Source organism: Pseudomonas sp. 3HC3, from assembly GCF_044904505.1.
Classification (GTDB): domain Bacteria; phylum Pseudomonadota; class Gammaproteobacteria; order Pseudomonadales; family Pseudomonadaceae; genus Aquipseudomonas; species Aquipseudomonas putida_Y.
The window spans coordinates 112,108-124,173 of record NZ_JADDRH010000010.1 but is presented as its reverse complement, the minus strand read 5'-3'; the positions used below and the strand labels follow the sequence as shown (position 1 = coordinate 124,173).

Below are 12,066 nucleotides of genomic sequence, written 5' to 3'. Positions count from 1 at the left end.
ATTTTTATGGTGCAGGCGACAGGTATTGCGGTGGATTCTGGGGGCGCTGCGCGGCCCATCGCGACGCAAGGCCTCCCACAGGCGACCGCGTCCTTGTGGGAGCGGCCTTGCGTCGCGATGGGCTGCACAGCAGCCCCAATGGCTTCAGCGCTGAACTGGCATCGGCCGCTGATGCTCGGCCCGGCGCCCCAGCACCTCATACACTGACGGGTACGCCGGCCGTTTCACATAGCGCCCCGCGCCCGGTTCGGCACGCAGGTCGCCATCGGCCCAGAGCACCTTGCCCTGGCTGATGGTGTGGCTTGGGATGCCGCGCACGGTGCGGCCTTCGAAAATGTTGAAGTCCACCTGCTGGTGGTGGGTTTGGGCGGAGATGGTGCGGGTGCCCTGCGGGTCCCACAGCACCAGGTCGGCATCGGCACCCACGCGGATAGCGCCCTTGCGCGGGAACAGGTTGAAGATTTTCGCCGTATTGGTAGAGGTCAGCGCGACGAATTCGTGCATCGACAGGCGCCCGCTGTTGACCCCGGCATCCCACAGTACCGCCATGCGGTCTTCGATGCCGGCGGTGCCGTTGGGGATGCGGCTGAAGTCGTCGCGGCCCATGGCTTTCTGCTCGGCGCAGAAGCAGCAGTGGTCGGTGGCGGTGGTGTGCAGGTTGCCCGACTGCAAGCCGCGCCACAGCGCTTCCTGGTGCTCGCGTGGGCGGAACGGCGGGCTCATTACATAACCGGCTGCGGTGGCCCAGTCCGGGTCACGGTAGACGCTATCATCCAGCAGCAGGTGGCCAGGCAGCACCTCGCCATACACCGGCTGGCCCTTGCCTCGGGCATAGGCGATTTCATCCAGTGCCTCGCGGCTGGAAATGTGCACCAGGTACAACGGCGTGCCGAGGGTTTCGGCAATGCGGATGGCGCGGCTGGCTGCTTCGCCTTCAACCTGCGAGGGGCGTGACAGCGGGTGGGCTTCCGGCCCGGTCATGCCCTGGGCGAGCAGTTTTTTCTGCAGGTGGTACACCAGTTCGCCGTTCTCGGCATGCACGGTGGGCACCGCGCCCAGTTGCAGGCAACGCTCGAAGCTGGCCACCAAGGTATCGTCGGCGGCCATGATCGCATTCTTGTAGGCCATGAAATGCTTGAAGCTGTTCACCCCGTGCTTGGCCACCAGCTCGCCCATCTCTTCGGCCACCTGCTCGCTCCACCAGGTGATGGCGACGTGGAAGCCATAGTCGCTGGCGCTTTTCTGCGCCCAGCCACGCCAGGTGTGGAAGGCCTCCAGCAACGACTGCTGCGGGTTGGGTATGACGAAGTCGATGATCGAAGTGGTGCCGCCTGCCAGACCCGCAGCGGTGCCGCTGAAGAAGTCCTCGCTGGCTACAGTGCCCATGAACGGCAACTGCATGTGGGTGTGCGGGTCGATGCCGCCGGGCATCAGGTACTGGCCGCTGCCGTCGAGGATCTCGCAGTCGGTGGGTGGTTCGAGGTTTTGCCCGATGGCACGGATCAGGCCATCGGCACACAGGACATCGGCGGGGTAACTCTCTTCGTGGGTAACCACGGTGGCGCCACGGATCAACAGGGACATGCCGTTTTCCTCGCAGGCTGACCGGTCTTGGCCGGTTCTTTGCATTGTCATGGATGCCAGGGCGGGCAGGGCGGTCAATCCTGTCAGGCCTGACAAGATTCGAGGCTAGATGCTGATTCTGGATTCAGCAAGAAAATTTTCCCATTAATTTTGTGGTTTTTAACTAATTGATATTAAAGGGTTAAATTAAGTGTGCATGCGGAGGCAGGGGGTTTCAGGGTATTTGACTGGCTTGACAAGATGAAAATCTGGTCGAGATTTCTATGCACATTCAGCGTGCGAACTCCGGTCATCGAATCAGCCTGATGAGCGAAAAATAGAAGAAAAAACTGGAGAAGGGCCTATGCAACAGAGCAGATCGGAAGTGGTCGAGCAAGATGGCCTGTTCGAGCTGTCCGAGGGCAGCGATGTCCTTGACAGCCCGCGCTACAACCCCGACATAGCACCGACCAAGGTGCACCAGCGCACCTGGAACAAATGGCACATCACCGCCCTGTGGGTGGGCATGTCCATCTGCGTACCCACCTACACTCTCGGCGGCGTGCTCACCGCCTACTTCGGCCTCAGCGTTGGCGAAGCGCTGCTGGCGATTCTGCTGGCCAACGTTATCGTGCTGATACCGCTTACCCTCAATGCCTTTCCCGGTACCAAGTACGGCATCCCGTTTCCGGTGCTGCTGCGTTCGTCGTTCGGCATTCTCGGCTCCAACGTACCGTGCCTGATCCGCGCGGTGGTGGCCTGTGGTTGGTTCGGTATCCAGACCATGTTTGGCGGGCTGGCCATTCACCTGTTCCTGGGTTCGGTGTTCGACGGCTGGAAGGCGCTGGGCGGGACGGGCGAGGTGATTGGCTTCATGATCTTCTGGTGCCTGAACCTGTGGGTGGTACTGCGCGGCGCCGAGTCGATCAAGTGGCTGGAAACGCTGTCGGCACCGCTGCTGGTGGCGGTGGGCATCGGTCTGCTGTTCTGGGCCTTGCCACACATGTCGATGACCGAACTGCTGGCCCAGCCGCCCAAGCGCCCGGAAGGGGCGAGCGTGGTCAGTTACTTCTGCGCAGGGCTCACGGCCATGGTCGGCTTCTGGGCCACATTGTCACTGAACATTCCCGACTTCAGCCGCTACGCCCGCAGCCAGAAGGACCAGATTCTCGGGCAGATCTTCGGCCTGCCGCTGACCATGTTCCTGTTCGCTGCGCTGGGAGTGGTACTGACCGCCGCGTCGGCATCACTGGTGGGCGAGACGGTGTCCGACCCGGTCAGCTTGATCGGCAAGATTCAAAGCCCGTTCTGGGTGGCCCTGGCCATGGCGCTGATCGTGATCGCCACGCTGTCGACCAACACTGCAGCGAACATCGTGTCGCCGACCAATGACTTCCAGAACATTGCCCCACGCCTGATCGGGCGAAGCCGCGCGATATGGCTGACCGGCTTTATCGGCCTGGCGCTGATGGGTCATGAGCTGCTGAAGAAGCTGGGCCTGATTGTCTCCGACCTTAGCCTGGAGAGTGTGTACTCCAACTGGCTGCTGGGCTATTCCAGCTTGTTGGGGCCCATTGCCGGCATCATGGCGGTGGACTACTTCCTGATCCGCCGGCAGAAGCTGGACCTGGCCGGGCTGTACCGCGACGACGTGTATCCCGCGTGGAACTGGGCCGGTTTTGCCGCGTTCGCCTTGCCAGTAGGGCTGACGGTAATGGCGATTGGCAACAGCAGTTTCAGCTGGTTCTACGACTACGGCTGGTTCACCGGCTCGTTGCTGGGCGGTGCACTGTACTACGTGCTTGGCGGTATGGCGGTACGCAGTCCTGTGGTAGCGGGCGTGCCCGCCAAGCGCCCTGAACAGACAACAAAAAAAGCCTGAAGGAGAAACCCGTGACCCCCGTCAAAGAGATCCTGAAGACCAACGCCCATCACGTCGACAGTACCCGCCTGTGGCAATCGCTGATGGACCTGGCCCGGCTCGGCGCCACCGCCAAGGGCGGTGTCTGCCGCCTGGCCTTGACCGACCTCGACCGCCAGGCCCGCGATCTGTTCGTGCAGTGGTGCGAGGCGGCCGGTTGCTCGGTCAGCATCGACGCCGTCGGCAACATATTCGCCCGCCGCCCGGGCCGTAACCCCAAGCTGCCGCCGGTGATGACCGGCAGCCATATCGACACCCAGCCCACCGGCGGCAAGTTTGATGGCTGCTTCGGGGTGATGGCCGGGTTGGAGGTGATCCGCACCCTCAACGACCTGGGCGTGGAAACCGAAGCGCCGCTCGAAGTGGTGGTGTGGACCAACGAAGAAGGTTCACGTTTTGCGCCGTGCATGATGGGTTCAGGGGTGTTCGCCAGCAAGTTCACCCTGGAAGAAACCCTGGCCAAGCGCGATGCCCAGGGAGTCAGCGTTGGCGAAGCGTTGAACACCATTGGTTACGCCGGTTCGCGCGCGGTGTCGGGGCACCCGGTGGGGGCGTATTTCGAAGCGCATATCGAGCAGGGGCCTATCCTTGAGGACCAGGCCAAGACCATCGGCGTGGTTCTCGGCGCCCTGGGCCAGAAGTGGTTCGACCTGACCCTGCGCGGTGTTGAAGCCCATGCCGGCCCTACGCCCATGCACCTGCGCAAGGACGCCCTGGTGGGCGCAGCCGCTGTGGTGGAGGCGGTCAACCGCACGGCGCTTGCCCACCAGCCCCACGCCTGCGGCACGGTGGGTTGCCTTCAGGCGTACCCGGGCTCGCGTAACGTGATCCCGGGCGAAGTGCGCATGACCCTGGACTTCCGCCACCTCGAGGGCGAGCAGTTGAATGCGATGATTGCCGATGTGCGCGAGGTGATCGAGGCGATCTGTACCAAGCATGGCCTGAGCCATGAGCTGGTGCCCACGGCCGACTTCCCGGCACTTTACTTCGACAAAGGCTGTGTCGACGCCGTGCGCGAATCGGCCAAGGCGTTGGGCCTGCCGCACATGGACATCGTCAGTGGAGCGGGGCATGACGCCATCTTCCTGGCCGAACTGGGGCCGGCGGGGATGATTTTCGTGCCGTGCGAAAACGGCATCAGCCATAACGAAATCGAGAACGCCACGCCTGATGACCTGGCGGCAGGCTGCGCGGTGTTGTTACGGGCGATGCTGGCGGCGTCGGAGGCAATTGCCAGCGGGCGGCTGGCGGCCTAACCACTGGCCTCAAGACAGCCGTTACGGCCAAGGTGATAGCGCTGCAGGTCCTGCGCCAAGGTCAACTGCCCGCTGTAATGGGCGAGGGCCTCGTCGCGCACGTTGTCGATGTGCGGGCTGCGCCGTGGGTCGTTCTGGTAGCGGGCGCTGAAATGCGTCAGTACCAGGTTGCGCACGCCAGCGGCCTCGGCAAGGCGTGCCACTTCAGCGGCGGTGCTGTGGCCGAACGTGCCCCCGGTGCGTTCGGCCACCGCCTGGGTGAAGGTGGCTTCGTGCACCAGTACATCCGCACCCTTGGCAACGGCTGCCAGCAGTTCTGGTTTGTCGTTGTCCCCGCACACGATCACCCGCCGTGGCGGGCGCGAAGGCCGCAGGTAGTCGTTGCCGTTCAGCAATTGCCCGTTGCACGTCACGGTCAACCCCTTGGCCAGCTCACCCCACAGCGGACCACGCGGTATGCCCTCGGCGTCCAGGCGCTGGATGTCCAGGCGTGGCTCAGGGTTGGTTTCGGTGAATACGAAACCCACGCTGGGCACCCGGTGCGACAGTTGCACGGTGGTCACCTGCAGGTTCTCGCTGCGCCATTCGCTCAACGCTTCCACGGGCAACAGGCGCAGCTCGAACGGCAGGAAGGTGTCGCTGGCAAGCAGGCCCTGGCGTACCCAGTCGTGCAGTGCGGTGGGCAGGATCACTTCCAGCGGCTGGGTGCGCCCGCTCATGCCCGCGCTGGCCAACAGGCCGGGCAGGCCGAAGCAGTGGTCACCATGCACGTGGGTGATGAAGATCGCGCGCAGGTCACGGATCGAAAGCGGGGTGTGTAGCAGCCGGTGCTGGGTGCCTTCGCCACAATCGACCAGATACCAGTGGCTGCCACTGGCTTCGATCACGGCTGTGGCGCTGACATTGCGTGCCTTGGTGGGCACCCCGGCGGAGGTGCCGAGGAACAGCAGGTCCATGCTCAGGCTCCTGTTTCAGGCCAGAAGCGGCCAAGGTGATACGGGGCGCACACCTTAGCCGGATTACCGCCCGCCGTCGACGGCCTGCTAGTTACCCTGTCGCCAGATGAGCTTGCTGGTGTCATAACCTTGCTCCCGGGCGATCGTCAGCAGTTGCTCGCGCTGCTGGTCGGTGACTGCTGGCGTGCGCGAAAGCAGCCACAGGTACTCGCGGTTGGGGTGGCCGACCAGTGCCACGCGGTAGTCCTTATCGTGGTACAGCACCCAGTACTCGCCCTTGGTCAGGCCTGGCGCCAGGCGGCTGAACCAGTTGTCGAAGCGCACCCACAGCTTGTCGGTGCTGCCTGGCTGCTGGAGCTCGGCAATACCCTTGGCTTCATTCCACTGGCCGTCCTTTTCCTGGCAGCGGTTGGTGACGTCGATACGGCCGTCCTCGCGCAAGCCGTAGCGCGCCTCGGACTTCACGCAGTTGCGTTGGAAGAACATCGGCAGCCGCGCCAGTTCGTACCAGGTACCCTGATAGCGCTGCAGGTCCACCTGCTGCGTACGCGGCGGTGCCGGGTGATCGTTGCCGGCGCAGCCGAGCAGGGCCAGGGTCATGCAGGAAAGCAGCAGTGTCGTGCGCAGCGCCATGGGTGACCTCCTTGGAGTGGATGGGGCTTACTTGGGGTTTGATGCGTTCGCGGGGCAAAAGTTGTATGGGAGTGGGGCATGTCATTAAATTGCATTGTGGCTGCGGGGGCATGTCTCAAGAGTCATTTCGACCGTGAGATCGAGCGCCGCCCGCGCGGCGCATCGCGAGCTGCGCTCGCTCCTACGTTCGTTTCGGGCCAATTATTCCTGGGGCAGAGGCGCGCGCCCGCCTTGGTGTCCGCCTCGATATTGTGTGGAACAAACAAGGCGGTCGCGCGCGCTGGTGCAGGCAATACTGGCCCGAAACAAACGTAGGAGCGAGCGCAGCTCGCGATGCGCCGCGCGGGCGGCGCTCGATCTCACAAACAACATCCCCCTAAAGGCATGCACCCTCGCGCCAAACAGAGCACCTCACAGCCAGTACGTCACCGCCCACCACCCCAACCCGCCCATCACCACGGTATAGGGCAGCGCCATCCAAACCATCCGCCCGTACGACAGCCGGATCAGCGGCGCAATGGCCGAGGTCAGCAGGAACAGGAACGCCGCCTGGCCGTTCGGCGTCGCCACGCTTGGCAGGTTGGTGCCGGTGTTGATCGCCACTGCCAGTGTTTCGAAATGCTCGCGGCTCATGCTGCCATCGAGAAATGCCTGCTTCACTTCGGTGATGTAGATGGTGGCAACGAACACATTGTCGCTGATCGCCGACAGCAAGCCGTTGGCCAGATACAGCATGCCCGGTTGCTGTTCGGCCGGCAGCGTCAGCACCCAGCTGATCAAAGGGCTGAACAGCTGCTGCTGATGAATCACCGCGACCACAGCGAAGAACACCACCAACAGCGACGTGAACGGCATGGCGTCCTGGAAGGCACGGCCCAGGCGGTGCTCGTCGGTGATGCCGGTGAAGGCCGTGATCAGCACGATCACCATCAGGCCGATCAGGCCGACCTCGGCCACATGCAGCCCCAGGCAGATGATCAGGACCAGTGCAGCGAGCCCTTGTACCCACAGCGCGATGCGCTGGGCCTGGGTACGTGCGGCATCATCTTCGGCCGCATAGGCGGTCAGCACCTGGCGCACCGGTTCGGGCATCAGCGTGCCGTAGCCGAACAGGCGCACCTTTTCCAGCAGTACGCAGGTCACCAGGCCAGCACCCAGCACTGGTAGCGATACGGGCGCCACCTTGAAGAAGAAGTCGACGAAGTGCCAACTCATCTCGTGGCCGATCAGCAGGTTCTGCGGCTCGCCCACCAACGTGCAGACGCCGCCCAGGGCGGTGCCTACAGCGCCATGCATCAGCAGGCTGCGCAGGAAGGCGCGAAACTGGTCGAGGTCTTCACGGTGCAGTTGCGCAACGTGGTGGTCGCTGTCCAGTGCGCTCTCCTCGCGCGGGTTGGCCCCGGACGCGACGCGGTGGTACACCGCGTAGAAGCCGACTGCGGCGCTGATGATCACCGCAGTGACTGTCAGTGCATCGAGAAACGCGGAAAGAAACGCCGACAGCACGCAAAACAGCAACGACAGAATGGCCTTTGAGCGCACCCCAAGCAAAATGCGTGAGAACAGGAACAGCAGCAGTTCCTTCATGAAGTGGATGCCGGCGACCATGAACATCAGCAGCAGGAGTACCGGGAAGTTGTGCTGCAGTTCCTCGTACAGCGCCTGCGGCGTGGTCATTTGCAGCAGCATGGCTTCGATCAGCAACAAGCCACCGGGCATCAACGGGTAGCATTTCAGGGCCATGGCCAGGGTGAAGATGAACTCGAGCACCAGCGCCCAGCCGGTCGCAACCGGGCCAATGGTTACCAACAACAGCGGGTTGAGCACCAGAAACAGGCAGATGACCACCTTGTACCAAATTGGCGACTTGCCCAGAAAACCGTGGGCGAGAGCGCCGGTCAGGGGGCGTGACATAAATATGTATCCTTATAATTCAGCGATGGCGCACGGTGCCGGATCTGCGCGTCTTAGGCAAGGTGTGCAGTCCCGTTTTTGGCACAAGTACGGCCATTGGGCTGGGTTACCATCGGTGGCATGAACCTTTTACCCACAGGAGTGCCGCCCGTGACCGAGTACAGTGCATTCAAGGTCGAACTGACCGATAGCATCGCCCACGTTCAGATCAACCGCCCGGAGAAGGTCAACGCGATGAACGCGGCTTTCTGGGAAGAGATCCTCGAGATCTTCCAGTGGATCGATGACACCGATGCCGTGCGTGCTGTGGTGATCAGCGGTGCCGGCAAGCATTTCTCCGCTGGTATCGACCTGATGATGCTGGCTTCGCTGGCCGGGCAGATGGGCAAGGACGTGGGCCGCAATGCACGCTTCCTGCGCAAGACCATCCAGCGGCTGCAGGCCTCGTTCACCGCCGTGGACACGTGCCGCAAGCCGGTGCTGGCGGCGGTTCAGGGTTATTGCATTGGCGGGGCCATTGACCTGATCGCCGCCTGCGACATGCGCTACTGCAGCGTTGATGCGCAATTCTCGATCAAGGAAATCGACATGGGCATGGCTGCCGATGTCGGCACATTGCAACGTTTGCCACGCATCATCGGCGACGGCATCATGCGTGAGCTGGCGTTTACCGGGCGTAATGTCGAAGCTGACGAGGCGCTGCGTATCGGCCTGGTCAACCGAGTCTATGATGATCAGGCCGCACTGATGGACGGCGTCTTTGCCATCGCCCGCGAAATTGCCGCAAAATCGCCGATCGCTGTGGCCGGCACCAAGGAAATGCTCAGCTACATGCGTGACCATCGCATCGACGATGGCCTGGACTACATTGCCACCTGGAACGCCGCAATGCTGCAGTCCGAAGACCTGCGCGTGGCTGTGGCGGCGCACATGAGCAAACAGAAACCGACGTTCGCCGACTGATCGGGCCGGGGGACGCGCAGTAAAGGAACCCCCGACATGTCAGCACGCTGGACTACCGCAGTACTCGACCCACAGATGATCGGGGGGCTGGCCGTGGCCCGCAGCCCTGAAGGGTTTCTGGTGGACGCCAACGGCGCGCTGTTCCCCCGCGACTGGCTCAAGCGCCAGGACCTCGACGTGTTGTGCGAACACGGCATCGGCCACTTTGACGGCCAGCCGGTATTTCTGCTGGAACTGCGCGGCGCCACAGATGTGCCCGGCTGCAGCTGGCGCGGCCTGCGTGCGTTCATGCTCGAAGGCGACTTCGACACCTACAAGGTGCTGGGCTATGCCGCACAGATCGGCACCTGGGCCCGCGAGCATCGCTTCTGCGGCAGTTGCGGCCAGGCGATGACGCAAATTCGCTGGGAGCGGGCGATGTACTGCCAGCCCTGCGACCTGCGCAGCTATCCGCGCATTTCACCCAGCATGATCGTGCTGGTGACCCGCGGTGATGAAATCCTGCTGGCGCGTTCGCCGCGCTTCGTCACCGGGGTTTACAGCACCTTGGCAGGTTTTGCCGAACCGGGTGAATCGGCCGAAGACTGCCTGGTGCGCGAAGTGCGCGAAGAAGTGGCGGTGGAGGTGCAGAACATCCAGTACATCGGCAGCCAGTGCTGGCCGTTTCCGCATTCGATGATGCTCGGTTTCCATGCCGAGTACGCCGGTGGCGAGATTGTCATGCAGCCGGACGAGATCGAGGACGCCAAGTGGTTCAGCGTCCACGACCTGCCGCCGCTGCCGGCTGGGCGGTCGATTGCCCGGTACCTGATCGATCTGTATGTTGCGCGGCGCCTGGGCCTTGATATCCCTGCTTTCCCATCCTAGCTGCAGTGAGAAATGTTCTCCGACTAGGCGCAGGCAATGCTCATTCCATGTGCCAAGTCCTGCAACGACGGCGGAGGATATTTCTCGCGCAGCCAGGGCGGAGAAGCAGGGGTATCAGCGCCCATCAGGCCTGCCCGAACCAGTGTTGCCACGCTAAGCGCACGGTCAACGCCAGCACCACGGTGATGAACACCGGGCGGATGAACTTGCTGCCGCCGCTGATTGCCGTGCGCGCGCCGAAAAAGGCGCCGACCATCACCGACAGGCCCATGCACAGGCCAACGATGTAGTCCACCTGCCCGGAAATGATGAACACCGTCAGCGCCGCGATGTTGCTGACGAAGTTCATGCTGCGCGCCACGCCGCTGGCGCGTACCAGGTCGATGGGGTAGAGCAGCAGGGTACTGACGGTCCAGAACGCCCCGGTACCCGGGCCGGCCACGCCGTCGTAGAAGCCCAGGGTGAAGCCTTGCGGCACTTGCCACTTTTTCCTGATCGGTGCATCGGCATCCAGCGGTGCCTTGGGCGTGCCGCCGAACAACAGGTAGATGCCACAGGCGAAGACGATCACCGGCAGCATCTTGTTCAGCCATTCGGCTGGCATGTAGTGGGCGATGACGGCGCCGAGCAACGCCCCGGTCAGGGTGGCGAACAATGCCGGGCGCCACTGCGCCGGATGGAACAGTTTGCGTTTGTAGTAAGTGAAACTTGCGGTGGCCGAGCCGAAGGTGGAACTAAGCTTGTTGGTGCCCAGCACCAGGTGCGGCGGCATGCCAGCAGTGAGCAGGGCCGGGGTGGTGAGCAAACCGCCACCACCGGCGATGGCATCGATGAAACCGGCGACGAAGGCGACCAGGGCCAGGATCAGCAGGGTGAGGGGTTCTACGGTAAGTTCGAAGGGCATGGGGTTCTGGCAGGCAGGGAGGCAAGGAGGCGGCAAAGTGCCGCACTAGAAGGGAAGCATGGTAATCCTGGGGAAGGTGTGTTGCCAGTACCGGCCCTTTCGCGGGTAAACCCGCATATTCCCGTAGGAGCGGGGTCACCCGCGAAAGGGCCGGTACTGGCGAAAACATCAACTACGAATAAACGCCAGCAAATCCGCATTGATCACATCGGCATGGGTGGTCGGCATGCCATGTGGGTAGCCTTTGTAGGTTTTCAGCGTGCCATTGGGCAGCAGCTTGGCCGACAGCACCCCGGAATTCTCATACGGCACGATCTGGTCGTCGTCGCCGTGCATCACCAGCACGGGCTGCTTGATGCCCTTGAGGTCCTCGGTGAAATCGGTCTGGGAAAACGCCACGATGCCATCGTAATGGGCCTTTGCACTGCCGATCATGCCTTGGCGCCACCAGTTGCCAATGATGCCTTCGCTGGCTTCGGCCCCAGGGCGGTTGTAGCCGTAGAACGGCCCTGCTGGCACGTCCCGGTAGAATTGCGCCCGGTTGCTGGCAACCTGGGCCTGGAAACCGTCGAATACCGACTTGGGCAGGCCACCGGGGTTGCCGGGGGTTTGCACCATCAAAGGGGGTACGGCCGCGATCAGCACGGCCTTGGCCACCTTGTCTTCAGGGTGCCGTGCCATGTAGCGCACCACTTCGCCGCCGCCGGTCGAGTGGCCGACATGCACGGCGCCCTGGGTGCCCAGGTGGGCGACCACGGCGGCTACGTCGTCGGCATAGTGGTCCATGTCGTGGCCGTCCCATACCTGGCTGGAGCGGCCATGGCCCCGCCGGTCGTGGGCGACCACGCGGTAACCCTGGGCGAGGAAGAACAGCATCTGCGCGTCCCAGTCATCGGCACTGAGCGGCCAGCCGTGGTGGAAGTGGATCACCGGCGCATCGCGCGGGCCCCAGTCCTTGTAGAAGATCTGTACGCCGTCCTTCGTGGTTACATAGCTCATGGTCGTGTCTCCTGGGTGCAGGAAGCGAAGGGAGCTATTGAGAATAGGAGGGATTTTGGCGGGTATCAGGAAGTTGTGTTGCCTGTGTGG

10 protein-coding genes are annotated in these 12,066 nt (G+C 62.9%); 4 read left to right on the top strand and 6 right to left on the bottom strand.

Features of this window, described 5'->3' with window-relative positions; genetic code table 11:
* Window positions 1–144 precede the first annotated feature (144 nt).
* Window positions 145–1,584 (bottom strand): dihydropyrimidinase, encoded by a 1,440-nt coding sequence (hydA, locus tag INQ47_RS15765; RefSeq protein WP_404702062.1) that lies wholly within the window; start codon window positions 1,582–1,584, stop codon window positions 145–147.
* Window positions 1,585–1,927: 343 nt separating this feature from the next.
* On the opposite strand from hydA, the gene INQ47_RS15760 reads away from it, so the two are divergent.
* Window positions 1,928–3,445, top strand: a complete 1,518-nt coding sequence (locus tag INQ47_RS15760) for an NCS1 family nucleobase:cation symporter-1 (protein ID WP_028697670.1) — start codon at window positions 1,928–1,930, stop codon at window positions 3,443–3,445.
* Between the two features lie 11 nt (window positions 3,446–3,456).
* Window positions 3,457–4,740 carry a Zn-dependent hydrolase gene (locus INQ47_RS15755; RefSeq protein ID WP_252458692.1) on the top strand — a complete coding sequence of 428 codons (1,284 nt, stop codon included), beginning with the start codon at window positions 3,457–3,459 and terminating at the stop codon, window positions 4,738–4,740.
* Here the strand turns inward: INQ47_RS15755 and INQ47_RS15750 are convergent.
* From INQ47_RS15750 to nhaB, 3 genes are all read right to left on the bottom strand, one after another.
* Entirely contained in the window at window positions 4,737–5,696 is a 960-nt protein-coding gene (locus INQ47_RS15750) for a ribonuclease Z (RefSeq protein WP_252458693.1), read from the bottom strand. The genes INQ47_RS15755 and INQ47_RS15750 overlap by 4 nt on opposite strands.
* A gap of 87 nt (window positions 5,697–5,783) precedes the next feature.
* The gene (locus INQ47_RS15745) at window positions 5,784–6,329 is read right to left on the bottom strand and encodes a lipocalin family protein (RefSeq protein WP_252458694.1); all 546 of its coding nucleotides are present in this window, start codon (window positions 6,327–6,329) and stop codon (window positions 5,784–5,786) included.
* Window positions 6,330–6,740: 411 nt separating this feature from the next.
* Window positions 6,741–8,243 (bottom strand): sodium/proton antiporter NhaB, encoded by a 1,503-nt coding sequence (gene nhaB / locus INQ47_RS15740; protein WP_404702061.1) that lies wholly within the window; start codon window positions 8,241–8,243, stop codon window positions 6,741–6,743.
* 150 nt (window positions 8,244–8,393) lie between these two features.
* On the opposite strand from nhaB, the gene INQ47_RS15735 reads away from it, so the two are divergent.
* Both INQ47_RS15735 and nudC read left to right on the top strand, forming a co-directional pair.
* Entirely contained in the window at window positions 8,394–9,206 is an 813-nt protein-coding gene (locus INQ47_RS15735) for a crotonase/enoyl-CoA hydratase family protein (protein WP_252458696.1), read from the top strand.
* Window positions 9,207–9,242: 36 nt separating this feature from the next.
* Complete coding sequence (nudC, locus tag INQ47_RS15730; protein WP_252458697.1) at window positions 9,243–10,073, top strand: NAD(+) diphosphatase; 831 nt, start codon at window positions 9,243–9,245, stop codon at window positions 10,071–10,073.
* 124 nt (window positions 10,074–10,197) lie between these two features.
* Here nudC and INQ47_RS15725 read toward each other — a convergent pair whose 3' ends face one another.
* Together INQ47_RS15725 and INQ47_RS15720 are read right to left on the bottom strand one after the other, a co-directional pair.
* On the bottom strand, window positions 10,198–10,977 hold the full coding sequence (locus tag INQ47_RS15725; protein ID WP_021782141.1) for a TSUP family transporter: 780 nt from the start codon (window positions 10,975–10,977) through the stop codon (window positions 10,198–10,200).
* Window positions 10,978–11,145: 168 nt separating this feature from the next.
* Entirely contained in the window at window positions 11,146–11,976 is an 831-nt protein-coding gene (locus tag INQ47_RS15720) for an alpha/beta fold hydrolase (RefSeq protein ID WP_028697667.1), read from the bottom strand.
* Between the last annotated feature and the right edge of the window lie 90 nt (window positions 11,977–12,066).